The following is a 26,421-nucleotide window of genomic DNA, read 5'->3' on the forward strand; positions in this document are numbered from 1 at the left end:
CTAGGTGCCATTGGAGGAACCTTGCAGAGCACAGCGACCCTCCAACGAGACGCCACCTAGACTTAACGTTGGCAGGTATTTTTTATAATGTTAAAATTCGAATGATAATGAAAAGAATCTGTCACGTCTTCTTTTATGTCTTTGCTTTTCTGTCTCTTGCTGTACAATGTGACGGTAATGAGCCTGAGCCAGCTTATCAACCTCATTTTCTTGAAGAGGTAAGTATCAAACCTTTTAAAAAAGACTATAAAGTAGGTGATACTATTTGGCTTGAAACTGTAATTCCAGATAAACACCTCTTTAATACAATAACTGAGCAAGACACTTTAGTAGATAATATAGATATCCCACTAAGTGTTTATTTCTTTTCCAAGTACCCCAAACATGATATGCGTGACCCTGCTGATGAAAATGATTTTAGAGTAATCAATGACCAAAACCTAAATGTAAGTAAAGGAAAAGGTGCTATATTAACCTACTATGGTTGTAATAAGTCAGATTTCAAAATTAAGATTGGTATTATCCTAGGCAACAAGGGTGTATTTACAATTGGTTTGAATGAAGGTGCTTTAAGACTTTGCAATGGGAACTTTCCAGAGGAGAGGATGTGGATATCATATAGATTTGATGTTATTGAAGGGAATAAGGAAATATATTTAGCTATACCTGATGCGTCTAAACATATAAATGATGATTTAGAAATTCAAAGAGCCATAGACGCAAAAACCATGGTTGCAATATCAGTAAAATAGACTTGGTTAACCGAAAACAACAATATCTGCCAACCAAGTGCAGCCTTAGCCCTTGCTATGCTGCGGGCTTCGGCTGCACGAGTAACGTTAGCATAAATTAAACCCAGAAAAGCGGAAAAGCATTTTACACAAATAACAGATGAAAAAATTAATAAGTGCTGTTATAGTCTTATCATTAATTTTTACAGCAAAAGCACAAAACACGCTTCCTAAAGTTGTACATGGTAAGATTGAGCGTATTGAGAATTTTGAGTCAAAGTATATAACATCCAGAAATGTTGACATATGGATGCCAGAAGGTTATTCTCAATCGAAAAAATATTCAGTGCTATACATGCATGATGGACAAATGCTGTTCGACCCTGAAAGCTCGTGGAACAAACAAGCATGGAATGTAGATGATGCGGCTTCCAAATTATTTCAATCAAATAAGATTAAAGAGTTTATTGTTGTTGGCATTTGGAATGGAGGAGAAACACGACACGCTGATTACTTTCCGCAAAAACCATTTGAGTCTTTATCAAATAGCCAACGAGACACGGTAAACGCCCAACTCAAACGCTCTCACGTTCCGGTAAAAAAACTATTTAGCCCACAATCCGACAATTACCTTAAATTTATTGTTGAAGAGCTAAAGCCTTATATTGATAAAACCTATTCGGTTTATGCTGACAAAGAAAACACATTTGTGATGGGCAGCAGCATGGGAGGTTTGATTTCTATGTATGCTATTTGCGAATACCCAAAAGTATTTGGAGGGGCAGCTTGCTTATCAACGCATTGGCCAGGCACTTTTACACTTGATAACAACCCAATACCAGATGCATTTATTAAGTATTTGAATAAAAACCTTCCAAACCCCAAAAGTCATAAAATTTACTTCGATTCTGGAGATGAAACATTAGATAAGTTGTATCCGGAAATCCAAAAAAAGGTAGACCGGTTGATGGTCAAAAAAGGATATAACGAACATAATTGGATCACTAAATTTTTACCGGGAGAAAATCATAGTGAAAATGCCTGGAGTAAAAGGCTCTATATTCCTTTGGAGTTTTTGTTTAAAAAATAACGTCTGCTAACAAGTTGTATAAATTCTATTGACCTTTTCAAAACAATTTATACATAAACCGTTAACCTCACCAATTCCCCCTTTAAATGAAAACAACTTTACTTTTAGAAAAAGGAGAAATCGTGCTTGGCAGCAAGGCGATCATTATCCGGGACAGAGCGAAAAAGGAAAAAGTCTGGAGAGTTGCTTCAGCGGCAATCTGGATTATCTACGGCACCCTGTCTTATTTAAGATACAAGAAAACGGGAGATGAGTTTCTGTTATGGTCTGGGCTGATTATAGGGGTGTTACACGCTGTGGGATTGATTTTTGCGCTGCTCAAATGTACGAAGCGCGAGATTAGCCTTCAGGAAATCGGAATGGCTGTTTTTAAAGAACGAAACGGAAAAAAATTTCTTGACTTGAAATTAAATGGCGGCCGGAAAAGGCGCATCAGTAAAATAGAGTCTGTCGTGGATGAGCTTAAAGCATTTTTCATGGCGCAAAACATTGAAGTGCGATAGATTTATACTTGCAGCCATACTACAGGCTCATGGCAGCTACAAATCATCGCCCCCCACTTTCACCAGCCCCGGCCCACTAGCCGGTTTTTTTATGGCTAGCCAGCGCCGCGTTATCGGGGGAGCAAATTTTCTCAACAAATCAACAAAAAGATTTATCCACATAAAACACACACAAGCTGAACCACTTAGGTAATTATCCACCAATTCTGCCCATTCTTTTGATTTTTAATTCCTAAATCTTCAAATTACCTTCGTAACCCAAAATATGAGTACCATGACGCAGAACGGACAAAACACAGCTCTCCGCAACGACTGGAGTCTGGAGGAAATACAAGCCATCTACAACAAGCCAGTACTGGAACTGATTGTAGAGGCAGCCAATGTGCACAAGCAGTACCAGGCCACAGGCGAGGTGCAGGTTTGTACGCTGCTTTCGGTTAAGACTGGCGGCTGCTCCGAGGATTGTGCCTACTGCCCGCAGGCAGCCCGCTACCATACAGGTGTGGATGTGCACAAGCTGATGAGCCAGGAGCAAGTACTTACAGCGGCGCAGCGCGCCAAAGAAGGCGGCTCTACCCGTTTCTGCATGGGCGCGGCATGGCGCGAAGTGCGCGATAACCGCGACTTTGACAAGGTGCTGGACATGGTGAAAGGCGTGAACGACATGGGCCTGGAAGTATGCTGCACGCTGGGCATGGTGAATGAGTACCAGGCCGAGAAGCTGAAAGAGGCTGGCCTGTATGCCTACAACCACAACCTGGATACATCGGAGGATAACTACGCCAGCATTATTACCACCCGCACCTACGACGACCGCCTGAACACGATAGACAACGTGCGCAAGGCTGGTATTTCGGTTTGCTCTGGCGGCATTATTGGCCTTGGCGAGACAGACGAAGACCGCATGAAGATGCTTTATACTTTGTCAACGATGGAGCAGCACCCGGAATCTGTACCTGTAAACGCGTTGGTGCCGGTAAAAGGCACGCCGCTGGAGCATCAGCCACTGGTATCGGTTTGGGAAATGGTGCGCATGATCGCCACTGCCCGTATCCTGATGCCAAAATCAATGGTAAGACTATCGGCTGGCCGTGAGCGCATGAGCGTAACCGACCAGGCGCTTTGCTTCCTGGCAGGCGCCAACTCGATCTTCACCGGCGAAAAGCTGCTCACAACCCCTAACCCGGATTTCGACGCAGACAAAGCCATGTTCGAGCTGCTGGGCCTAAACCCTAGAAAATCATTTAAAGAAGAAGTAGTAGACGTTAGCTGCTAGACAATAGGTTTTAGACTTTTATGAAGTTGATTGTACGCTGATAAAAGAAGTCTAAAATCTAACGCCTTATGTCTAACGTCTTGCTCAATAGATTGCAGCAGAAACTGGCGGAGCGCGCGGCGCAGGGTAACCTGCGGACGCTAAAAACCAGCTCCGGCCTGGTAGATTTCTGCTCAAACGATTACCTCGGCCTTGCTCGCTCCCCTGAGTTGCGGGCACTTATCCACAAGGAAGAGCTCAAGTATAAACACCTGCCTTTGGGCGCCACGGGTTCGCGGCTGCTATCGGGCAACCATGGCCTGTTTGAGGAGCTGGAACAGCAAATAGCAGGTTTCCACGGCGCTGAGGCAGCGCTGCTTTTTAACTCCGGCTACACGGCTAACGTGGGTTTGCTATCGGCTTTGCCACAGCGCGGCGACACTGTTTTTTATGACGAGGCCAGCCATGCCTCCATGAAAGACGGCCTGCGCCTGAGCTTTGCCAAAGCCTATAGCTTCCGGCACAACAGCGTAGACGATCTGCGCCAAAAAATGAAGCTGGCCACTGGGCAGGTTTATGTACTGGTAGAGTCTGTGTACTCGATGGATGGCGACCAGGCCCCTTTGCAGCAGCTTGCCGCGCTATGCGCCGGGCAACAGGCCGCTTTAATTGTGGATGAGGCACATGCCGTGGGCCTCTACGGAGAGAATGGCGAAGGCCTGGTTTCGGCTCTGGGGCTGGAGCAGGAAGTGTTTGCCCAGGTAATAACCTATGGCAAAGCCCTTGGCAGCCACGGTGCGGCCATACTTGGCCCCGAGGTGCTCCGCCAGTTTCTCATCAATTACAGCCGCGCCTTTATTTATACTACTGGGTTGCCAACGCACGCGCTGGTTGCCCTTAAATGCGCTTACACCCTGCTTCCCGCGCTGCATGAGGCCCGGGAGCAAGTAAAACGACGAGCACAGCTCCTGTACCAGAAGCTGAACAAACTTAGCGGCATCCGCTGCACCCCGGAAGGCAGTGTTATCCTTTCGGTTTTTCTGCATCAGCCTGAAAAGCTTAAAGAGCTGGCGGCTGCGCTGCAACAAAAAGGTTTTGACGTGCGCCCCGTGCTGCCTCCCACCGTGCCTGCAGGTACGGAACGGCTACGCGTGATCGTGCATGCTTTTAATACAGAAGAAGAAATTGAGGGCCTCGTGCAGGCCATAGCCCAAGGTACATGAAACAATATTTCGTAACAGGCATCGGAACGGACGTTGGCAAAACAGTTGCCGCAGCCATACTTACCGAAGCCCTGCAAGCCGACTACTGGAAGCCGGTGCAGGCAGGCGGCCTCGATTTTACTGACACCGACACGGTAAAGAGCTTGGTTTCTAACGAGAAATCGGTTTTTCACCCGGAAGCCTATAGCCTTAAAATGGCTGCCTCGCCGCACAAAGCCGCCGCTGCCGAAGGCGTGGAGATTGACGTGAAAGGCATGAAGCTGCCGCAAACCCAGAACAACCTGATCGTGGAAGGGGCCGGCGGCCTGATGGTTCCGTTGAACAAGCGCTACCTGGTGCTGGACCTGGTGCAGCAACTTGGGCTGGAGGTTATACTTGTGTCGCGCAACTACCTAGGCAGCATTAACCATACCTTGCTTACAGCCGAAGTACTGCGTTACCGTAAGATTCCGGTGGCGGGCATTATCTTTAACGGCGAGGAGAACGCAACTTCAGAAGACTTCATCGTGAAGTATACAGGCCTGCGCCGCCTTCCGTCCATCCGCCAGGAAGCTGATTTCTGCAAGGATACTGTGGCCGAGTACGCCAAAACATTCGATGGATATTTATAGACTTTTGCCTATATAACATAATACATTAACTATAATTCAAGAAACTTATAGTTCGACAGGTAAGCCATTCCAATTTTAGGCCTTACAACTCTGAGTCATGACAAAAGAAGAATTACATCAGATTTTGTCTTCAGCACTGACGAAGGAACGCGCACAGAAACTAGCCACGCTGGCAGGCGAAGGCAAGGTTCCTGTTTTTGCTTTATTAGGATTTAGTTTCCTGAAAGAATCTCCAGCCCTTGCATTCAGGGCGGCCTGGGTGCTGGAGCATGTGGAAGCATACTTTACTGAGTGCTTTCTGCCCTACTTGCCGGAGTTCATCAGCCGGTTGCCCGAGCAGCAAAACCCAAGCTGCCAGCGGCATTTCACCAAAATCCTGATGCACCTGACTAGCCCCAAAGCATCTGAAAGGTATAAAAAGGCGTTTGGTGATATTAAAAAACAGGAGCCAATCGCGGCGCTAGTGTTTGATTGGCTCATCAACCCCAGCACACCGGTGGCGGTAAAAGTAAACTGCCTCGATATCCTTTTCAATTTCTCTCATACCTTTGCCTGGATAAAGGAAGAGCTGCAGGCCCAAACGGAGTTTTACTTGCAACAAGTCTCTCCGGCCATGTTGGCCCGGGGCAGAAAGATACTGCGGCAGATCGCTAAAGTATAAATTTCATACTTGTACGCCAGCACCTTATACTATCAACTTAAATCACATTGCCATGAACCTAGCCGAACGCGACCAACATACCATCTGGCACCCTTACACGCAAATGAAAACCGCCGCCCTTCCCATACCCATTGTGCGGGGCGAGGGAGCGCTTTTATTTGCCGAGGATGGAACAACGTATATCGATGCCGTGGCCTCGTGGTGGGTAAACCTGCACGGCCATGCGCACCCATACATTGCGCAGAAAGTATCGGAGCAGCTCAGCACGCTGGAGCATGTTATTTTTGCCGGCTTCACGCACCCGGCGGCTGTTACCTTTGCCGAGCGCCTTTTGCAAATTCTGCCCCAGGGTCAAAGCCGCATCTTCTATTCCGATAATGGCTCCACGGCTGTGGAGGTAGCCATGAAAATGGCCATCCAGTACTGGAACAACTTGGGCATACCCAAAAAGAAGATCATCGCCTTCCGCGATAGCTACCACGGCGATACATTTGGGGCGATGTCGGTGAGTGCGCGCAGTGCCTTTACCGCGCCGTTCTGGTCATACTTGTTTGAGGTGGCATTTATTGATGTGCCCACGGCCGGCAACGAGGAGGAAAGTATAAAACAGCTGGAAGCCTTTGCCGCCACTGGCGATGTGGCTGCGTTTATCTATGAGCCGCTGGTGCTGGGCACGGCTGGCATGGTAATGTACACACCAGAGGTGCTTAACCAGATGCTGAAAATTTGCCGCTCGCATGATATCTTAACCATTGCCGACGAGGTAATGACCGGCTTTGGCCGAACCGGCCGCCTTTTTGCCAGCGAGTATCTGCCCGAGCAACCCGACATGGTTTGCCTTTCTAAGGGCCTGACCGGCGGCACGATGGCCTTAGGCGCTACCTCCTGCAACGAGAAGATCTACGAGGCTTTCCTGCACGACGATAAAAGCAAAACACTCTTCCACGGGCACAGTTATACCGCCAACCCGGTAGCTTGCGCAGCCGGATTGGCAAGTATGGATCTACTGCTGACGGAGGAAACCCAGCAAAGTATAAAACATATCGAAGCGCGGCACGCAGCATTCATCCAAAGTATAAAAGACCTCCCGCAGGTAAAAGAAGCCCGGCAGTGCGGCACCATCCTGGCTGTGGAGTTTGAGGATGGCGGCACCTCCTACTTCAGCGATTTGCGCGACACGCTTTATAGCTTTGGCCTGGATCATGGCGTTATACTTCGCCCGCTTGGCAACATCATCTATGTAATCCCGCCTTACTGCATCACTGATGCGCAACTGGACCAGGTGTACAAAACCATACACGGCATGCAAGAAGTTGTAACCGGCCAGCGCCACCACCCGCGCCCCGACCTGGACATGCTGCACGATTAAGCTACATCAAATTAACCCTGCAGCTAAGCCAAAACGGCCTGCCGGGTTAATTTTTGGCAATTATCGCGTACCTTTGCATCAGTTTTGAAAGCACCGCAGCAACATATCATCATTAAGGGCCATGGCGCCATCTCTCCGCTTGGGCATGATGCCAGCACTGTGGCAGCGGCTTATGCTTCCGGCGTTCCCGCTTTTAAAACCATACTTCACCAGGGCATAGCCACGCCTGTTGCGGCACTTACACAAGAGGCAGAGCAGCAGCTTAACTCGTTACTGGACTCTAACCCAAGCTATAAGCAATTAGACCGCTCGGTACTGATGGCGGTGTACGCGGCAAGGCAGGCAAGTATGGCAGCCGGCTGGCTCACCGAAGATGCTTCCGTTGCGGATGACCTTGGCGTGAACATTGGCTCCTCGCGTGGGGCAACAGGCCTGTTTGAGCAGCATTTTGAGGATTTTCAGCACAAGCAGCTTTCTTCATCTGCCTCCCCTACCACGACTCTCGGCAACTTATCCAGTTGGGTGGCGCATGCCGTAAACGCTGGTGGCGCTCAAATAAGCCATTCCATTACCTGCAGCACAGCCCTGATGGCGCTTGCCAACGGGGTTGCCTGGCTCAGGGCAGGCATGGCCAAACGTTTCCTGGTGGGTGGCACCGAAGCACCGCTCACCGATTTCACCATCGCCCAAATGAAAGCCGTTGGCATTTATTCCAAGCTTTCTGGCCATCCATTTCCTTGCCAACCTTACGCTCTGGAAAAACAGAACACCTTTACGCTGGGGGAGGGAGCCGCGGTTTTCGCCATCGAACAAAGCGATTCGCTTCAGCCAGGTGATGTTCTGGTAGAAGCCGTGGGCATGGGCTTTGAGAAGCTCGTGAGCAAAACCGGCATCTCGGCAGAAGGTATAAACTTCCAGAAATCCATGCGGCATGCGCTGTCGCAACTCTCTCCCGAAGACCAGACAGTACACCTGATCATCACCCACACACCCGGCACCCGCGCCGGCGACAAGGCTGAGTTGGCTGCCATTGAGGCTGTTTTTGGGGCTGCTACACCGGTGGCCATTACTACAAACAAATGGCTTATTGGTCATACTCTGGGGGCTTCAGGTGCGCTCAGTATGGATTATGCCATACATATACTTAAGCAGCAACAGTACACCTCACCTACCTACGCTCATGTGCTTACGCCACAAAATCACAAAGCTATAAAGCGCATCATGGTAAATGCCGCTGGTTTTGGTGGGAACGCATCTAGTGTGATTATCGCATTGGCTTGATTCTAACAAATCCAATTAGCCTCTTTGCATCAAATAAGGCTGTCTTTTTTAGTTTTTATACTTTCTCTGTTTTAACTTGTCGATCATTATTGACCCCATTTTTTGCTATTTTTGTAAGTAAAACATTATTCATTTTTTAGTTTCTAAATGAAAATACTAAAATTCGGCGGCACCTCTGTGGGGTCTGCTGAGAGAATGAAGGCAGTTGCCTCCCTCATCCATAACGGTGAGCCTAAAATTGTAGTGCTGTCGGCTATGTCGGGCACTACCAACGCGTTGGTGCAGATCGCAGAAACGCTGTACCAGAACAATCACTCCGAAGCGAAGGCGCTTATCCAGGCGCTGCACGATAAGTATAAACAGGTAGTAGAAGAACTCTACATCACCAATGATAAGAAGAAACAGGCCAACGAGTTGCTCACCCAGCATTTCGAGTACCTCACCGCCTTTACCTTGGATCTGTTCACGATCCATGAGGAGCGTGCCGTGCTGGCGCAGGGCGAGTTGCTTAGCACAGCCTTGTTCCAGCTTTTCCTGGAGGAGCAAAGTATAAACTCTGTGCTGCTGCCGGCCCTTAGCTTCATGAAGATCGATGAGAACGAGGAGCCTGACAACGCATACATCGAAAAGCAGCTGAGAAAAGAGCTGGAAAAATACACAGGTACAGAGCTTTTCATCACGCAGGGCTTTATTTGCCGCAACGCGTTCGGCGAGATCGACAATCTGAAGCGTGGAGGCTCCGATTACTCTGCCTCGCTGATCGGCGCTGCCGCTGACGCATCTGAGATACAGATCTGGACGGACATTGACGGGATGCACAACAACGACCCGCGCATTGTTAAGAACACTTACCCAATTGCGGAACTGTCGTTTGACGAGGCGGCCGAGCTGGCATACTTTGGGGCAAAGATTCTGCACCCGAGCAGCGTGTTGCCAGCCAAGCAGAAGAACATCCCGGTAAAGCTGCTAAACACCATGCAGCCGGAGGCAAAAGGTACAACCATCAGTGCCGAAGCCGAGGGCGGAAGAATTAAAGCGGTTGCCGCAAAAGATGGCATTACGGCCATCAAGATAAAATCTGGCCGCATGTTGCTGGCTTATGGTTTCCTGCGCAGCGTGTTCGAGGTATTTGAGCGCTACAAAACGCCAATCGACATGATCACCACGTCTGAGGTTGCCGTGTCCCTGACTATTGACAGCGATAAATACCTCAATGAGATTATCTCAGAGCTGAAGGAATTTGGGCAAGTGGAAGTAGACCGCGACCAAACAATTATCTGCGTGGTAGGTGATTTTATTTCGGAACGCAGCGGTTCGGGCTTAGCTATTTTTGAGTCGCTGCAGCACATTGCCCTCCGCATGATATCTTACGGCGGAAGCAAGAATAATATCAGCCTCCTGATCAACACCACCGACAAGGTGGAGGCACTTACAAAACTGAATGATGGAATTTTTGACAGAAACAGCGCCGATGCTTAACCTTAACCTGGAGCAGCTGCAGCAACACGCTACGCCGCTTTATGTATATGATATGAACATGTTGCGCCAAACTTTACAAAACGCGCAGCAGGAAGCCGGCAAGTATAACTTTCATGTGCACTATGCCCTGAAAGCCAATGCCAACACACCTATACTTAACGAAATGCGCCAGCACGGCTTTGGGGCAGACTGTGTAAGTGGCAACGAAGTAAAAGCCGCTATCGAGAATGGATTCACGCCGCAAGAAGTTGTTTTTGCAGGTGTAGGTAAATCCGATGACGAGATAAACTACGCCTTGGACCAGCAGATTTTCTGCTTCAACTGCGAGTCGAAGCATGAGTTGGAGGTACTGAATGAGCTCGCTGAGAAGAAGGATACCATAGCCCGCGTGGCGCTCCGCATCAACCCGAATGTAAACGCCAACACGCACAAGTATATTACCACTGGCCTCGAGGAAAACAAATTCGGAATTAATGCTTGGGAGCTGGATAGCGTTATCGAACTGTTGCAGCAACTCAAGCATATAAAGCTGATCGGCATCCACTTCCACATTGGCTCCCAAATCACGGACCTGACGGTTTTCAAGAACCTTTGCACGCGTGTAAACGAGTTTCAGGAGTGGTTCATGGCCCATAACATCCGTCTGGAGCACCTGAATGTGGGCGGCGGCCTTGGCGTGGATTACTACCATCCGGAGCAAAACCCGATACCGGACTTCGCGGCATACTTTGGGCTGTTTAACCAATTCTTAGAATTGAGACCCGGCCAGCAGGTGCACTTTGAGTTAGGCCGCTCCCTGGTGGCGCAATGCGGAACATTGATTTCAAAAGTGCTTTACATCAAAAATGGTATCTCCACCAACTTTGCCATACTTGATGCCGGCATGACGGAATTGATCCGCCCGGCTTTATACCAATCCTACCACAAAATAGTGAACCTGACGAGCCAAAAGCCAGAGGTGCGCTACGATGTGGTTGGCCCGATCTGCGAGTCGAGCGACTGCTTTGGAAAGGCAGTGATGCTGCCCGAAACCAATCGCGGCGATCTTATTGCAATTAGAACTGCCGGTGCTTATGGCGAGGTAATGGCTTCGGCGTATAACCTGCGCACAAAGGCAGAGGCTATTTACGTATAGCCAGAACGAAGCATAAAAACAGAAAAGCCAGCCTCGGTTAAGGGGCTGGCTTTTCTAATTTTTATGCTTTTATACTTTACCTGTGGCTGCCGGAGCGGCTTCTTCTATCTGCCAATCGCTGATTTGCTTCGGGCACCTCCAGGGATACCACAAAGTCAGGCTCGGCGTGCGCAATGCCATCCTGGCCGTTTAAGTAGTTTGCAAGCTCTAATGCGTTTCCTTCAGAGTTTTTATCCACGCGCAGCAGATAGGTTTCTCCGCTTAACGGCATAAGCACCTCTGCGTTGTAGGTTGCCGCCAAACTGGCCAGTGCCTCAGTGTTTCCTTCTTTCACGGTTACAATGGCTTCGTTACTAACGCCAAGCAAACCGTCGCTGTTCAAGAAATATGGAGATACATATGCGATTGCCGGGTCTTCGGCCAATATCTCCATGGCTACCTCTACCTGCTTGCAGTTTAGGCCGTTCACCAACTCAATGTTATGCAGCATAGCAGAGTTAGTGCTCAATTGGCCTTTCTTCTCTTCCACAAAATTATATTTGGCCACAACGCTTGCCTCCTCCTCCGGACTTAAGCCTGATTCGAAAGCCACCAAAATCTGCTTGGTAAATACATTGCCAAGGCTCTTCTGCTCGTCGCCGTAAAAGTATGTATGAGTTGTGCAGGCTCTGTTGCCGGCTTGGGCACCTAAAAGTTTAGGGCCTGCTTTAACGTTTTTTATAGGTGAAGCCTCATCTTGCCTGCAGGAAGAGAACAAGAAAGCTATCATAAGAAATAGGGATAAGGGTATAGCTATTTTCTTCATCTCGGTACAAATTAAATCACTAACTATTTGATTATTTGTACGGAGAGTTTTATCAATTAGCCATGTTTTTGTTAATTAAAAATAAACATAGTGCAAATACTATACTTTAAAAATATAATATATTTATTAATTAAAAAATTGTCTTTATAAAGTATAAATGTTGTTTTGCTAAATCATACCAATTCTTCTAGCACCTGGCATGAGGCATTTACTGCCTGATTTGCAGAGATATAGGACGGCAACTGTGCAATAAATGCCGCGGTTTGCTTTAGGGCAGGTAAATGGGCGAGCAGGTCTTTTCTGAGGATAGTGCCAACGAGTTGCGCGTTTCTGGAATCCACGCCGAAGGAAGTTAGCTGCAGCCAGGGCAGCTGTGGCAAAAGCTCTGGCCGCGGCGTGCGCAAGTATACCTGAAGCTCGTCTTCTCCCTCAATTTTAAGCTGCACGGGCTCTTCCTCTTTAGGCAGTTTGGCATACGAATACTTATACCCGGCAAGTGCCGCTGAAACATCGGCCCATACCGCTGAGCCAGTCGGGTGGCTGCCAGCACCACGCCCTTTCAGAAACTGCGACCCAGCATACTTTGCATGCAACGCCACACCGTTAAACTCCGCCTCCACATAGTATAGTTCAGAATCAGGGAAAACCAACGTGGGCAATACCTGCAGCTCCAGTCTGTTATGCGCATTAATTTTAGCGGATGCCACCAACCGGAAACGCCCGCCAAGCACCTGCGCCAGGTTAATGTCTTTTTTGCTGATATGCTGAATGCCTGCACGCAGGACCTGCTCCGGTTTAACAAGCGCCCCGAAGGCATGCGCGGCAATAAGGCTAATCTTGTGCAGGGCATCGTAGCCGCCTACATCCAGGGTTGGGTCGGCCTCGGCAAAACCCAGTGCCTGTGCTTCTGCCAGCGCCTGCTCATAAGAAAGGCCCTCCGCATCGAGCTTGGTAAGAATATAGTTTGATGAGCCGTTAAGTATGCCGCTCACTTCCTGCAGAGGCTCGGTGCCATAGTATGCCTCCAGCGTTCTAAGTATAGGTATGCTGCCACAAACGGCTGCCTCATAGAGCAATGTGCCGCAAAACTCTTCCTGCAGCGCCACCAGTTCCGGCAGGTTTTCCGAAATCATCTTCTTGTTGGCCGATACGATGGTTTTGCCTGCCTCCAGCGCCTGCCGCACAATCAGGAGCGCTTCTTTTGGGTCGCTGATGAGCTCGGCAAAGAGATCTATACTTGTGTCCTGCAACAGCTCCTGCGGGTCGTAGGTAAAGGCATCGGTGGGCAAGGTGCGTAGCTTTTCGCGGTCTTTTACACAGATCTTTGCCACTTCCAGGTGCGGGTTTTCCTGTAGCACATCGTGCAGGCCCTGCCCCACGCAGCCAAACCCAAATATACCAATGCGTTTACCGCTCTTGCTCTTCATAGTTCAGTTCTTCAGTTAGTTGTTTCTGTTGATAAAAATTCTGTATTGCCTCGGTTAACTGGCCTGCTTCCACCAAAAAACCATCGTGGCCATACTTGGAATTGATGAGGTGAAACGAGGAGCCCGCCACATGCTGATGCAGGAAATACTGCTCCTCCACCGGAAACAGCAGATCCGAATCTACGCCAATAAACAAGCAGCGCGCCTTTACGTGCGCCAGCGCCCGCTCCGGGCCTCCCCTGTCGCGGCCAATGTTATGCGAGTCCATGGCTTTGGACAGCAGCCAGTACGTATAGGCGTTAAACCTGCCGGCAAGCTTTTCGCCCTGGTACACTTGGTAGCTGGCAGCCCGGAAGTTATCGGTGATGCTGTGCCCCGGCTCCTGCTGCGCCTCGTTGTAAGTATGGTAGTGGCGGTACGAAAGCATGGCAATGGCACGTGCCGTTTTCAACCCTTCGCTGCCGGCGTCTTCGGTGCTATCGGCCCAACTAGGGTCCTGCCGGATGGCCATGCGCTGCGTTTCGTTAAAGGCAATGCCCCACGGCGAGTGCCGCCCGTTGCTGGCCACATGCACCAGGTTCTGAAACACATCGGGCTTTTGTAGCACCCACTCCAACGCCTGTTGCCCTCCCAGCGAGCCACCCAGCAATGTATGAATTTGAGTGAATCCCAAATCTTCCCGCAGCAGATCAAAAGCGCCAACTATGTCGCGGTTAGTAAGCTGCGGAAACGCATGGAAGTATGGCTGCAGGGTTCGGGGGTTTACAGAGAGCGGACCTGTGGAGCCGTAGCAACCGCCTAGCGCGTTAGCACAAACCACAAACCTCTCGCGCGGATCAAACAGCTTGCCCTCCCCGAACAGGTCGCACCACCATTCGGTAAAGTCAGAGTTGCCGGTGAGGGCATGGCAGACCCACAGCACGTTGCTCCGTTCCGGGTTTAGCGTGCCGTAGGTGGTGTAGGCCAGCTGAAAACCGGGCAGCACCGCCCCCGATTCCAGTTTATACTCTTGCTGATGATGAAATATGTGGTGTGTTTTAGGCATTGTTAAATTAGGCTGTTACCGGCTCTGCCACTTCTATCTTAGCGAAAGCCTGCTCAAAATCTGCTTTAATGTCTTCGATGTGCTCGATACCCGCCGATACGCGCAGCAAGGTTGGGTCTACGCCGGCGCTCAGCTGCTCAGCAGTGCTTAGCTGCTGGTGCGTGGTAGATGCCGGGTGGATGATCAGCGTTTTCGCATCGCCTACGTTGGCCAGGTGGCTTACCAGTTGCAGGCTGTTCACGAAGGTTTCGGCCTGCTGCTTATCACCCTTCAATTTAAAGGAGAGCACCCCGCCAAAGCCGCGCTTCAGGTATTTTTTGGCCAAAGTATGGTATGGGCTGCTTTCCAGGCCGGCGTAGTTCACGCTCTCTACCAGCTCGTGCTGCTCCAGCCACTGTGCCAGCGCCAGGGCGTTCTGCACCGTTCTGTCCACGCGCAGCGAGAGCGTCTCGAGGCCCTGCAGCAGCAGGAAGGAGTTAAATGGGCTCAGCGCCGGGCCAAAATCACGAAGCCCCTCCACACGGGCACGAATCGCGAAGGCGATGTTGCCAAACGGGCCATCCTCCCCGAACACCTCCCAGAAGTTTAAGCCATGGTAGCCTTCGCTGGGCTCTGAGAACTGCGGAAACTTACCGTTGCCCCAGTTAAAGTTACCGCCATCCACAATTACACCGCCTATACTTGTGCCGTGCCCGCCGATCCATTTCGTAGCCGACTCTACCACCACATTGGCGCCATGCTCCAGCGGGCGGAACAGGTAACCGCCTGCGCCAAAAGTATTATCAACCACCAACGGAATATCATACTTGCGTGCCAGGGCGCTTATCGCCTCAAAATCTGGAATATTAAAACGTGGGTTGCCGATGGTTTCCACGTAGATCGCTTTGGTTTTCTCGTCTATCAGCTTTTCGTAGCTCGCTACCTCGTCGTTCTCGGCAAAGCGCGTTTCAATGCCCAGGCGCTTGAACGATACTTTAAACTGGTTGTACGTGCCGCCATACAGGTAACTGGTGGTTATAAAGTTATCCCCGGCTTCGAGTATGTTGTTCAGGGCGATGAACTGTGCCGCCTGCCCCGAGGCTACTGCCACTGCCGCCGCTCCGCCTTCCAGGGCGGCAATGCGTTTCTCAAACACATCGGTGGTCGGGTTCATGATGCGGGTATAAATGTTGCCAAACTCCTTTAGGGCGAATAGGTTTGCACCGTGCTCGGCGTTCTTAAAGGCATAAGAAGTGGTCTGGTAGATGGGTACAGCGCGTGATTGCGTGGTTGGGTCTATTTCCTGGCCGGCGTGCAGCTGAAGTGTTTCGAAGTGCAATGCTTTTGACATGACGTATACTATTGGTTAGATAAAATGTAGATTAGATTTGCTTTAAGATGGGCCACAGGCATAAATGGCTATGGCAAGGCTGGCGCAACAGGCACAGGCCTGCCGGTAAACCTTAAGGTATGGATTTGCTAGATGCGGGTGTTTAGTTTAGCAGCAACAATAGCCACGCATGCAACACATGGGCATGTGCATGACATTAACCTCCGGAGAAGAGGCAAAATAGAAAGTATGCGGCATTTGGCCTGCCGGCAAAAATGATACTACGCGTTGTGTTGGCTTGATTCCCTTTTTCATTTTTCGTATCAATTTATATTCGTCCGGCACCCTGCCGAACTCAGGAATTAGCACCTTAACACCGATGGTTAGGTTGCTAGCGCTTCACAGAGCCTGTCTCTTCACGCTTCTTTATAAATCAATAACCGCAAAGGGCGTATTGACTTGATGTTGCAAGTATACGGGGCGTATTTTTAAAAAGCCAAACATTTTTAACTTTTTTTGAAATTTCAGTTTTGAACCGGCTGCTCCCTTTCGATTTTCATACTTCACAAATCATACTTGCAACGCGATCTGCTATACTTGTTACATGCTATTGATGCCTACACAGAAAAATGGCACCTCCGTTGCGCAAAGGCATACTTTGAGCGAGCGATAATTTTTCTCTCACTGCTTACTAATTATTTTAGTCAAAAAATCCTATCTTCGAGGCTTAGGAGCTGGCGCTCTGCCAGCCGTGCAGGAGAAGAGAAACGTAGTTGAGCCATGTCCCAGATATTTTTCCGTGAAACCGTAAGCTTTGAGGAGCGCCAAGCGCCGCTCTCGCTGTACGCGCTGCACCAGCAGATACGCGAGGAGCTGGAAATGGCTTTCCCGGATAGCTATTGGGTAGTGGCGGAGGTGGCGCAGGTAAACGTAGACCGCCGCAAAGGCCATTGCTACCTAACGCTGGTAGATAAGGGCGATGACGCACGGCAGATGCTGGCGCAGGCCCGGGCTACCATTTGGGGCTCGCGTTACCAGATGCTTGGCCGCTATTTCGAGGAGAAAACGGGCCAGCCGCTTAAAGCCGGCTTAAAAGTGCTGCTGCAGGCCTCGGTGCGCTTTCATGAGCTGTACGGCCTGAGCCTGGATGTATCGAACATCGACCCGAATTATACAATTGGCGACCTGGCCCGCCAGCGCCAGGAAACCATGAAACGCCTGGAGGCCGAGGGGCTGCTGGAAGCAAACAAAGCCCTGGAGCTGCCTTTGGTGCCGCAACGGCTTGCCATTATATCTTCGGCTACCGCTGCCGGATACCAGGATTTTGTGCACCAGCTGGAAAACAACAGCTACGGCTATACTTTCGAGACCACGCTGTTTCCGGCAACCGTGCAGGGCAACGACGCCCCCAACTCGGTGGCGCAGGCCTTTGCCCAGATCAGCAGAGATAGCGAAAACTTCGATGCCATTGTACTGATACGCGGTGGCGGCTCCCAAACCGACCTGAGCTGCTTTGATGATTACAAGATCGCCGCAGCCATCGGTAAATCGCCGTTGCCGGTGCTTACGGGCATTGGCCACGAGCGCGACGAAAGTATAGCTGACCTGGTGGCCAACACGCGCCTTAAAACCCCCACTGCCGTGGCTGGCTTCCTGATCGAGCGGTTTCGTGAGGCAGAAGGCATGGCCGAGGACCTGTTCGACAGCATCCGGATGTTTGCTGCCCAGCAACTTAAACTGACCGATGATAAGCTGGAACGTATAAGCCTGCGCTTAAATAACATGACCAAGCAAAAGCTTCAGGCTCGCAAGGATTCTCTGGAAAGCCTTTCTAGAGGACTTCTGCTCAAACCCAAAGCTTACCTGGAGGCGCAGCGACATACAATAAGCATGTTTGAGAAGGATATCGACGCATCAACCAAAGACCTGCTGCACGAGTGCGAACGCCACTTGCAGGAACTTTCGGTGTGCGTGGAGGGCAAAAGCCAGCGCTATCTGCACATGAAGGAGCACGAGCTCAACCACTTGGTGCACTGCCTGGAAACAGAGGCCAACGACCACCTAAAGAACGCGCAGCTCCTTTTTGCCACCTACAGCGACAAGCTAAAGTATGGCACCAAAGCAAAAATGCAAAACGAGCATCACCGCCTGAAATTATTAGAAATGAGTATTGAGGCTAACGACCCCGAAAAACTGCTGCTCCGCGGCTATACCATCACGCTGCTTAACGGAAAAGTGGTAAAAAGTGTAAAAGACGTTAAAACCGGCGATGTAGTGGAAACAAAAGTGCAGGACGGCACGCTCCACAGCATGGTTGTAAATATAGATACCAATGAATAAGGACCTGAAGGATATGACGTACCGCGAGGCGACGCAGGAGCTAGAGGAAATTCTGCGTGCCATTGAAAACGATGCCGTAGATGTGGACGAGCTGACACAGAAAGTTCAGCGCTCTTCCCAACTCATCAAACTGTGCAAGGAGAAGCTTCGCAAAGCCGAAAAAGCCATCGACCAGGTGTTTAACGAGGAGAACTGCGAAACGCCAACGCCTGTAAAAACCGCTGATAGCAACGGCACGTTATTCTAAATTATAAATTGCGCACTGTTTTTTTAAGACGGAGCACAATTCCATACTTTGCAAAATCCTAAGCCATACTTAGCTGAATTTCCAGACAAGTATGGCTTAGGATTTTATGACTTACCTGTTAAGCTCTTTCACCTCTTTCCAGGTCCAGTTATACTTTGGGGTGATGTTCTGGTAAGCTTCGGTATAATAGCTTATCACTTCCTGTTTCAGCGTTTCTGGTGGTATCGAGGATGCATAGATCTCGCGCTCGGTTGGGTTAGCGTAGGTTTCTGAGCGGGTTAGCTTGTCGCCATCCAGGCGAAGGATGGGGCCGGTTTCCGTTACGTTCTCATAGGTCCAGCGGCGGCCAGAGGTTTCCAGGGCATTCAGGCGGTCAGCCAGCGGCTTCATACTTAGGCGCGGCAGCGTTGGCCGTGAGGTAATGTCTACCCAGGTGGTATACTTATACTCCAGCTCATACTTGTTGCCCTCGTAGCAGCTCAGCACCATGTCAAAACCTTGTGTGCGGCTAAAAAGTGCGTAATAGTGCAGCGGGTGCGGCGTATCAATGATCACCAAACCGATCTCCGGCTTTCTGGTGAGTTTTGTTTCGGGTTTATACATGTCGCGGTAGCCGAGCAGCACGCCACCCACCTCATCCTCCCAGGCACCGCGCTCCCAGTCTGGGTCCTGCAGCACCTGGCCAAACTCCCGCAAAAAGTACCTGAATTTCTGCACGCACTGCGCCGCCTCCTTCTCTTCCATGTCATCTGCCTCGAAAGGCTTATAGAACAGTTCCCGTTCTTTGGCATTTATCCAGCAAACAAGTTTCAGGGCCTCGCCGGCCAGCGGGTGGTTCAGGTCCAGCTCCCTAAAATCGCCGATGAGGGCCGTTTGGCGCAGCAGTTCATCATGCTCGAGGGCAAGCTTCGGGTTAAGCAAAGCCCATACACCCACAAAGCCATCAATATCGAAATGGTTGGCGGTAACATAGGGCAAGTCCAGTTCCGGCAGGTTCAGGCGCATGGCGCTCAGCACAATGGCGGCGCTTGTATCGCCCTCGGTTCCGGCCAAGCGCAGAGAACCTTTCCAATGCGAAAGCATGATACCGTTGGCGTGCGCACTATCCACTACCAGTGCTTTCTTGTTTTTAACCTCAGAAAAAGGGATAAACTGTTTGTTATGCATAACCAAAGTTGCACAGTGGGGCGGCAACCTGCAAGTTTTTTTTCATCAACCTGATAGTCATTCCCTTATTCGCTTCTCGTATACTTCCATACTTTAACTTTCGGCTATACTTGTTAACTTACCGATTCAATTATCCCAGATACCACGCATGGCGCTACAGCAGATTTACCGTACTTCCCTTTCGTTGCTAACCGATTTATACCAGCTTACCATGGCCTATGGCTACTGGAAAAACGGCATGGCAGAGCGCGAAGCAGTGTTCCATTTATACTTCCGGAAAAACCCTTTTGGCGGTGGTTATACTATTGCGGCCGGGCTGGAGCACGCCATCCAATACCTGCAGGAGCTTCGTTTTACAGCAGATGATATAGCTTACTTAGCCAGCCTAAAAGGCAGCGAAGGCAAGCCGCTTTTTAAGCAGGGATTTCTGGACTATTTACAACAAATGGAGTTTACCTGCGATGTGGATGCCATCCCCGAAGGCACCGTGGTTTTCCCTAGCGAGCCCTTAGTGCGCGTTAAAGGTCCGCTTTTGCAGGCACAGCTTATAGAAACACCGCTGCTCACAATTGTTAATTTTGAAACGCTGATAGCTACCAAAGCGGCGCGCATTAAAGAAGCAGCCAAGGGCGATACGGTAATTGAGTTTGGTATGCGCCGTGCGCAAGGTATAGACGGCTCGCTTTCAGCGGCCCGGGCAGCATACATTGGCGGCGCTGATGCCACCTCTAACCTGCTTGCCGGCCAGCTTTACAACATCCCCGTAAAAGGCACGCATGCACACAGCTGGATCCAGTCTTTCGACTCCGAAGAAGAGGCTTTTGAGGCGTATGGCACTGCTTTTCCGCAAGATTCCGTTTTTTTGGTGGATACCTACGATACCCTGGAAGGCGTGAAGAAGGCGATTAAGGTGGCCCAGAAACTGGCTCCGAAAGGCTTTATTTTCGGTGGCATCCGCCTCGACTCCGGCGACCTGACCTACCTGAGCCAGCAAGCCCGCAAACTGCTGGATGCAGCAGGTTTTACAGATACCAGCATTGTGGCCAGCAACGACCTGGATGAGCACCTGATCACCCACCTGAAACAGGAAGGCGCTAAGATCAACATTTGGGGCGTGGGCACTAAAATGATTACCGCTTATGACCAGCCAGCCTTGGGGGGAGTATACAAGCTGGCTGCTATTAAAAATGATGCCTGGGAGTATAAAATTAAGCTTTCGGAGCAATTGGTGAAAACCTCGAACCCGGGTATTTTACAGGTGCGGCGCTTTTACAATGAGCAACGTTACCTGGCTGACATGATTTACAATGAGCTTGAACCGCTTCCACCACAGCCTCAGCTAGTAGACCCGCTGGATGCTACCCGTCGGAAAAGTTTAGAACCAACCGCCAAGTATAAAGACCTTCTGGTGCCCATCTTCAAGAAAGGCCAGCTGAAGTATAAGTTACCGGACCTGCCAAGTATAAAAGCGCATACTTTACAGGAAGTAAGCAACTTACACGAAAGTATACGCCGATACCTGAACCCACACAGCTACCCAGCCGGTTTGGAAAGCGGGCTGCATCAGTTTAAAATGGACCTGATCCTGAAGCTGCGGGAAGCAGAAAAATAACAGCAGGCTACCTGCGCTTGCCGCGCTTGTTGGAAATTTTCTGAATGCGTTTGTTGCGCACCCACTTCAGGTATTTTTGCAAGGGCTCTGCCTGCTGTAAAGCCGGTATAGTATTGTATTGCAGGGCCAACTCCCGGTTGCTGAAGGTAAGGTGCAGGGTGCTGTGGCAAGGTTGGCATAGTTCAGCTGTGGCTCCGTAGCGCCCCCCTTCTTCGCGCGGCACCAGGTGGTGCCGCGATAGACTTTGCACCTCGCGCTGGCATAGTTCACAAATAAGATCGCTGCTTGCCATTGTCTTTGATATTTTCTCTTTTAACAGCAAGTGTAAGCCTGTGGTTTAAACCATACTTTCATAGTATAAATTTACAACCTCGGGCCAGCCACCCTATGGCGAAACATAAACAGAAAAAGCCACGGCATAAACCGTGGCTTTTTCTTTATGGGTTGTTTAAGATGATTTCTATTTCCAGTCGGGCATAATGGCGTTTGAGAAAATCTTGGTACGGTTCTTCCCATCGGCGGCATCCATTACATAGACATCGTAAGGGCCAAAACCATCGTTCGGGGTGTTTACAAATATAATCTTATCTCCGGTTGGCGAGTAGCGCGGATAAAGGTCGTTAGTTCCGGCAGGCTTGGAAGCCGACATATCCATCAGGCCAGTGCCATCAATGTTCTTTCTGAAGATACGGGAATCTAGCTGGCGGCCCTCGGTGTTCTCGAACCCGGATACATCGCGGGTATAAAGTATGCTTTTGCCATCAATGGAAAATGCGGGGCTCTCCACACGACCTGGCAGGTTTTCTACTAGCAGGGTCATGTTGGTGCCGTTGGCTTCCATAATGTAGATCTCTGAATCGTTGATGCTTGCGCCAATTGTCTGGGCCAGGATTTTGTTACCAGTAGCAGTCCAGTCCAGCATTCGGAAGTGGCGGTTAGCCGGGGCATTGGCAATTACTGTAAGCCCAGAACCATCGCGGTTTATACGGTAAAGAAGCGCATAATGCCCATATATTAACTGGCCGCCATCTGGAGCCCAGGCAAAACCAATACCTGGGTTATGGTAGCCGGCAATTGGCACAGAAGTGATTTGCTTTTTAGCAGAACCATCACGGTTCATGGTATAAATCTGCGGCTCTATACCTGCATTTGAAGAATAGGCAATTATATCTCGCTTCGGGTTTAGTAGGGGCCACCATTCGCGGCTAAAGTCAGATGTAAGCCTGAAGGTGTTGGCAGTAGTGCCATCTGAGCTAAAAATATCATAGTTACCCTCCACGCTTCGGGCAAATAAGTAGCGGGCGTTAGGCAAGGATGCCGTGGAGAAACTCCAGATCGGGCCGTTCGACTCTGCTCCATTATCGCTGCGCACGGTAACCTGCCAAAAATAAGTGGTGCCGTGCAATAGGTTTTCAGCAACTACTGAGGTGTCTGTTATCGCTTCTGCTATCTTTTTTTTTTGGTTGGAGCCAGACTCATACAAGTATACATCATACGTCAGTGTGTCTTTACTTGATGCTTTTGGTGCCTTCCATTGCAGGGTTACAGAATTTGAAATGTCGGAGGCGTTATTTTCAGGAGAGGGTTCTGTAGGCAAGCCCGGCACATCGTCTCCCTCATTCGACTCGCTTAAGAGTATGGTTGCTTTGGTTTCTTTGCCGTTTTTTACAGCAACAGTTACAGATTCTGTTTTAAAACCTGATTTTTTCGCCGTGATGGTATAATCACCTGCTGTAATATCAGAGATGATGAACATGCCATTGGCATCGGTAATTAAGGCGGTTGTTGCGGGGCTAGTGGATATACTAATGCCTGATAAAGGTGCATTTGTGTCGGAGTCAAGCACTTGCCCACTTAAAACACCTTCACCGTTTGGCTCTATTGTGTCTTCGTTACAGGCTGTAAAGCCAAGTATAAGCAAGAATAAAACAACTAGCTTAAAGGGTAAAGCTGTTTTCAACATGTTAAAGAAATTATAAGGGTAAATAGGTAAGATGCTGGCAGCATGGCATAAACCATAATTAAAATTAAAAGCTTATGCATATATAGTTATATACGAATTTTTAAAGTTGAGGGTTGTCCATCCATAGGCATTTCTCAAATATGGCCTACTCTACTGGTCCAAACCCACCGTTTTCAATTACAACACGCATTCCCTCGCCTTGCTGGGTTACTTGGTAAGGCAGCGTGTTTGTTCCGTTTTCTATCTGGATCAGCTCATTGTTAAGGCCTTGCTGAGATATAATAAATTTTTGCCCGTTAGCGCTTATACTCTGCACCAAGCGGTTGCCATCTCCTTCTTGCTGCACGGCGCTTATATTGAAATCACCGGAAAACAAACCTTCATACTGATTAGCGTTGCCATTCTGCACCAGGTTAAGCATGTTGCCTACTCCAGTTTGGTTTAGCGACACAGTATTGGCATTACCATTCTGAACCACATAAGCTACATTTGTGCTTTGCTTAATAATAGCTGAACCAGGTTGCTCTGTAGCCAGGGTCAGTTGGCGAATAAACTGGTTCTCATCAACTTGCTGCAACAGCAAATCCTTCGACTCTATTTCCTGTGCATACGTTTCGCTTAAGCTAAGCCCTATTAAAAGCAGTAAAACAAAGATCTTCTTCATAGCCGTCAATTTTGCTTTAAAATACAAAACAATCTAAGGTAAATCAAGTCACCTTAGATTGTTTTGTTAAACTAATATTAGTTTGATTGAGTTACAGTGGCAGTGTTATTTCTTCCGTTTTGCATAACAGTGCTCATTTGGCCCATTCCAGACTGGAATACGGTTGATGAGTTACCTGTGCTGCCCATTTGAGTAACTACTGAACTGTTCATGAACCCTTCCTGCTGCTGCAAAGAGTAGTTCTCGTTGCTGCTTTGGGTAAGTTCAGCGTAATTAGCGCCGCCCTGAGTTTGCACCTGGTAAGCGTTGTTGTCATCGCCAGACTGAACAATTATAGCTGCGTTGTATGCACCGCTCAGGTCTTGCTGATACTGAGAAGCATAGTTTCCGTTACCGGTTTGTAGAGCACCTGCGTAGTTAGCCCCGCTAACTCCCTGCTGATACTGCACTGCTTCGTTACCATCTCCTACCTGCATAATCTCAGCAGTGTTAGCTCCTGATACCCAAATTTGTCTTTGGTCGGCAGTGTTGTTGTCGCCAGACTGGTTAATGTAAGCGTTGTTTAACGCACTCACATATTCTTGAGTCTGTGCAGCAGAGTTGTTGTCGCCTGATTGCATGATCATCGCCTCGTTGCCTGCGCTGATCAGGCTTTGCGTTTGGTCGGCTCTGTTGTTATCTCCGCTTTGGTATGCCTTAGCAGTGTTATAGGCGGAAATACCGTTTTGATCTTGCTCAGCATAGTTGTTATCGCCTGTTTGCTCTATCAGCGCAGCGTTGTTACCACTGAAAGTATTCTGATACTGGCGGGCAGTGTTTCCAACCGCACCATTTCCATCCTGGCCTTGGTAAATGATAGCAGAGTTACTGTTAGAAACCCCGGACTGCAACTGGTCTGCTGAGTTACGCTCTCCATGCTGCTCCACTACAGCAAGGTTATCGTTTGCTCTCATATCCTGGCGCTGCATAGCTATGTTATCGGCTCCTTTTTGTGTAGCATAAGCTTGGTTACGTCTGTTATCCTGCTTAATGCTTGATTGGTTACCTGTACCATCCTGCTCTACTTCAGCCCAGTTGTCGCGGCTAACAGGCATCGTAGTCCCTCCTTGTTTCACATCAGAAGAGTTAGTAGAGCCCATTTGGTTTACTTTGGCTGTCTGGTTCATGCCTTTTTGATTGACAGTGCTTGTATTGCTCTGTGCAAATGTCATACCCGCTATAAGGGTGAAAGCAGCTGCGAAAAATACGTTCTTTTTCATAAGTAAGCGTTTTTAAATAAATATTAGGGTTTAAGTTAGCCAGTGCTTTACAGCTGGCGGTTAGTTATTAATGTGGCTTAAAGTCTTTATTTGATATTATAGTGCCAGCTTGTATAAAGCTGGAGGTAGTTATTGCACAATAGATCCCTGGTAAGCATACACTTACCATCGATATTCTCCTAGGTGATAACTGTGAATAGATTAAAATTGCATGTATGTAGCTATCCCTCTTAGATAGCTGTGGAAAGGATACGTGTGTTATGAATGCAGCAGGTAGTAAAAAGTATAGCAGGCTGATAAGGCCTGCTATACTTTTTGATTAATTGCCTTGTGTAACAATAGCACCGTTATTGTTGCCCATCTGGCTCACAGTTGTGGTGTGGCCATTACCAGTCTGATATTGGTCAGAGAAGTTGCTGTTCCCGGTCTGTGTTAAGGTTGCTGTCAGGTCTGCGCCCAATGTCTGTGTCTGAAAGCCATTGTTGCCTTCTCCGGACTGGGTCATCGAGGCCTCATTGAGGCCGCTGATGAAGCTTTGATCCTGCACAGCATAGTTAAAGTCACCATTTTGGGTAATTACAGCTGTATTGGCCCCGCTTAAGGCTTCCTGGAACTGAGAGGCATCGTTTAAGTTGCCTACCTGAGTAATGGTAGCGCTGTTAAAGGCGGATATATCATTCTGGTTTTGTGAGGCTGTATTGGTGGAGCCGTCTTGAGAGATAATAGCAGTGTTGCCTAGAGATATGTTGGTTTGTGTTTGCCCTGCAATGTTTGCATCACCAACCTGTGTAATAGTAGCAGAGTTATTAGCACTTGTAAAAGACTGCACCTGAATTGCTGCATTATCCTCACCGCTTTGGCTGATGGAAGCAGTATTCTCATAGCTATTGTATGTTTGGTATTGCTCAGCCGAGTTGCGGTCGCCGCTTTGCATAATTTCTGCACGGTTAGCCTTTGCATCTCCGCCCTGGTGCTGTATGGCAGTATTGTCATCACCCATTTGCGTAGCAGAAGCTGTATTGTTGATAGCTCTTTGAATCTGAAGTATTTCAGATTGATTGCTTGAGCCATTCTGAAATACCGTAGCAGAGTTGTCTCTATTTCTTTGCTCTACATTAGAAGCATTTGAAGCACCGTTTTGGGTTACAGTTGCCTCTTGTCTTCTGCCAGCCTGGTCTACTGTGCTTGTATTACTTTGTGCCATAGCACCAGTTGCAACTAATATAAAAGCTGCTGCGAAAAATA

At 49.1% G+C, this 26,421-nt stretch carries 24 protein-coding genes and 1 riboswitch; of the genes, 14 read left to right on the plus strand and 10 right to left on the minus strand.

What is annotated here, in order from left to right:
* The 11 genes from D1627_RS16345 to lysA all read left to right on the plus strand — a co-directional run.
* Positions 1-752: hypothetical protein (locus tag D1627_RS16345; protein WP_233555672.1), on the plus strand; the 752-nt coding region annotated here is incomplete at its 5' end.
* A 139-nt stretch (positions 753-891) separates the two neighbouring features.
* On the plus strand, positions 892-1,821 hold the full coding sequence (locus D1627_RS16350; RefSeq protein WP_119433362.1) for an alpha/beta hydrolase: 930 nt from the start codon (positions 892-894) through the stop codon (positions 1,819-1,821).
* A gap of 86 nt (positions 1,822-1,907) precedes the next feature.
* Complete coding sequence (locus tag D1627_RS16355) at positions 1,908-2,324, plus strand: hypothetical protein (RefSeq protein ID WP_119433363.1); 417 nt, start codon at positions 1,908-1,910, stop codon at positions 2,322-2,324.
* Between the two features lie 274 nt (positions 2,325-2,598).
* On the plus strand, positions 2,599-3,600 hold the full coding sequence (bioB, locus tag D1627_RS16360) for a biotin synthase BioB (RefSeq protein ID WP_119433364.1): 1,002 nt from the start codon (positions 2,599-2,601) through the stop codon (positions 3,598-3,600).
* A gap of 68 nt (positions 3,601-3,668) precedes the next feature.
* On the plus strand, positions 3,669-4,802 hold the full coding sequence (locus tag D1627_RS16365; RefSeq protein ID WP_119433365.1) for an aminotransferase class I/II-fold pyridoxal phosphate-dependent enzyme: 1,134 nt from the start codon (positions 3,669-3,671) through the stop codon (positions 4,800-4,802).
* A complete protein-coding gene (bioD, locus tag D1627_RS16370) occupies positions 4,799-5,413 on the plus strand; it encodes a dethiobiotin synthase (protein ID WP_119433366.1) in 615 nt (204 codons plus the stop codon). Before D1627_RS16365 ends, bioD begins: the two co-directional genes overlap by 4 nt.
* Positions 5,414-5,510: 97 nt before the next feature.
* Positions 5,511-6,074: a hypothetical protein gene (locus D1627_RS16375; protein ID WP_119433367.1), complete on the plus strand. Its 564-nt coding sequence runs from the start codon at positions 5,511-5,513 to the stop codon at positions 6,072-6,074.
* Positions 6,075-6,126: 52 nt separating this feature from the next.
* On the plus strand, positions 6,127-7,443 hold the full coding sequence (gene bioA / locus D1627_RS16380; RefSeq protein ID WP_119433368.1) for an adenosylmethionine--8-amino-7-oxononanoate transaminase: 1,317 nt from the start codon (positions 6,127-6,129) through the stop codon (positions 7,441-7,443).
* Between the two features lie 84 nt (positions 7,444-7,527).
* Positions 7,528-8,724, plus strand: a complete 1,197-nt coding sequence (locus D1627_RS16385) for a beta-ketoacyl synthase N-terminal-like domain-containing protein (protein ID WP_119433369.1) — start codon at positions 7,528-7,530, stop codon at positions 8,722-8,724.
* 147 nt (positions 8,725-8,871) lie between these two features.
* Positions 8,872-10,203, plus strand: a complete 1,332-nt coding sequence (locus D1627_RS16390) for an aspartate kinase (protein WP_119433370.1) — start codon at positions 8,872-8,874, stop codon at positions 10,201-10,203.
* The gene (lysA, locus tag D1627_RS16395) at positions 10,166-11,338 is read left to right on the plus strand and encodes a diaminopimelate decarboxylase (protein WP_233555673.1); all 1,173 of its coding nucleotides are present in this window, start codon (positions 10,166-10,168) and stop codon (positions 11,336-11,338) included. Before D1627_RS16390 ends, lysA begins: the two co-directional genes overlap by 38 nt.
* A 76-nt stretch (positions 11,339-11,414) precedes the next feature.
* On the opposite strand, the gene D1627_RS16400 is transcribed toward lysA, so the two are convergent.
* From D1627_RS16400 to D1627_RS16415, 4 genes are all read right to left on the minus strand, one after another.
* Positions 11,415-12,107 carry a hypothetical protein gene (locus D1627_RS16400; protein WP_119433372.1) on the minus strand — a complete coding sequence of 231 codons (693 nt, stop codon included), beginning with the start codon at positions 12,105-12,107 and terminating at the stop codon, positions 11,415-11,417.
* 209 nt (positions 12,108-12,316) lie between these two features.
* A complete protein-coding gene (locus D1627_RS16405) occupies positions 12,317-13,570 on the minus strand; it encodes a homoserine dehydrogenase (RefSeq protein ID WP_119433373.1) in 1,254 nt (417 codons plus the stop codon).
* The gene (locus D1627_RS16410; RefSeq protein ID WP_119433374.1) at positions 13,551-14,615 is read right to left on the minus strand and encodes a homoserine O-acetyltransferase family protein; all 1,065 of its coding nucleotides are present in this window, start codon (positions 14,613-14,615) and stop codon (positions 13,551-13,553) included. The genes D1627_RS16405 and D1627_RS16410 overlap by 20 nt, the downstream gene beginning before the upstream one ends.
* 7 nt (positions 14,616-14,622) lie before the next feature.
* Positions 14,623-15,945, minus strand: coding sequence for an O-acetylhomoserine aminocarboxypropyltransferase/cysteine synthase family protein (locus tag D1627_RS16415; protein WP_119433375.1), 1,323 nt, complete (start codon positions 15,943-15,945; stop codon positions 14,623-14,625).
* 304 nt (positions 15,946-16,249) lie between these two features.
* Positions 16,250-16,359, minus strand: a riboswitch (SAM riboswitch).
* A gap of 345 nt (positions 16,360-16,704) precedes the next feature.
* On the opposite strand from D1627_RS16415, the gene xseA reads away from it, so the two are divergent.
* A complete protein-coding gene (xseA, locus tag D1627_RS16420) occupies positions 16,705-18,264 on the plus strand; it encodes an exodeoxyribonuclease VII large subunit (RefSeq protein ID WP_119433376.1) in 1,560 nt (519 codons plus the stop codon).
* Positions 18,257-18,511 carry an exodeoxyribonuclease VII small subunit gene (gene xseB / locus D1627_RS16425; protein ID WP_119433377.1) on the plus strand — a complete coding sequence of 85 codons (255 nt, stop codon included), beginning with the start codon at positions 18,257-18,259 and terminating at the stop codon, positions 18,509-18,511. The genes xseA and xseB overlap by 8 nt, the downstream gene beginning before the upstream one ends.
* A gap of 111 nt (positions 18,512-18,622) precedes the next feature.
* Here the strand turns inward: xseB and D1627_RS16430 are convergent, their stop codons facing one another.
* Entirely contained in the window at positions 18,623-19,678 is a 1,056-nt protein-coding gene (locus D1627_RS16430) for a DUF6687 family protein (RefSeq protein ID WP_119433378.1), read from the minus strand.
* A 148-nt stretch (positions 19,679-19,826) separates the two neighbouring features.
* Between D1627_RS16430 and D1627_RS16435 the strand changes: the two genes are divergently transcribed.
* Positions 19,827-21,290 (plus strand): nicotinate phosphoribosyltransferase, encoded by a 1,464-nt coding sequence (locus D1627_RS16435; RefSeq protein ID WP_119433379.1) that lies wholly within the window; start codon positions 19,827-19,829, stop codon positions 21,288-21,290.
* A 7-nt stretch (positions 21,291-21,297) separates the two neighbouring features.
* On the opposite strand, the gene D1627_RS16440 is transcribed toward D1627_RS16435, so the two are convergent.
* From D1627_RS16440 to D1627_RS16460, 5 genes are all read right to left on the minus strand, one after another.
* Positions 21,298-21,582 carry an HNH endonuclease gene (locus D1627_RS16440; RefSeq protein ID WP_119433543.1) on the minus strand — a complete coding sequence of 95 codons (285 nt, stop codon included), beginning with the start codon at positions 21,580-21,582 and terminating at the stop codon, positions 21,298-21,300.
* 168 nt (positions 21,583-21,750) lie between these two features.
* Positions 21,751-23,253, minus strand: a complete 1,503-nt coding sequence (locus D1627_RS16445; protein WP_119433380.1) for a carboxypeptidase-like regulatory domain-containing protein — start codon at positions 23,251-23,253, stop codon at positions 21,751-21,753.
* A gap of 145 nt (positions 23,254-23,398) precedes the next feature.
* Positions 23,399-23,917, minus strand: coding sequence for a hypothetical protein (locus D1627_RS16450; RefSeq protein ID WP_119433381.1), 519 nt, complete (start codon positions 23,915-23,917; stop codon positions 23,399-23,401).
* A 77-nt stretch (positions 23,918-23,994) separates the two neighbouring features.
* Complete coding sequence (locus tag D1627_RS16455) at positions 23,995-25,176, minus strand: hypothetical protein (protein WP_119433382.1); 1,182 nt, start codon at positions 25,174-25,176, stop codon at positions 23,995-23,997.
* A gap of 319 nt (positions 25,177-25,495) precedes the next feature.
* Positions 25,496-26,380 carry a hypothetical protein gene (locus tag D1627_RS16460; protein WP_158607203.1) on the minus strand — a complete coding sequence of 295 codons (885 nt, stop codon included), beginning with the start codon at positions 26,378-26,380 and terminating at the stop codon, positions 25,496-25,498.
* Positions 26,381-26,421 lie beyond the last annotated feature (41 nt).

Source organism: Pontibacter oryzae (assembly GCF_003576375.1).
Lineage (GTDB): Bacteria > Bacteroidota > Bacteroidia > Cytophagales > Hymenobacteraceae > Pontibacter > Pontibacter oryzae.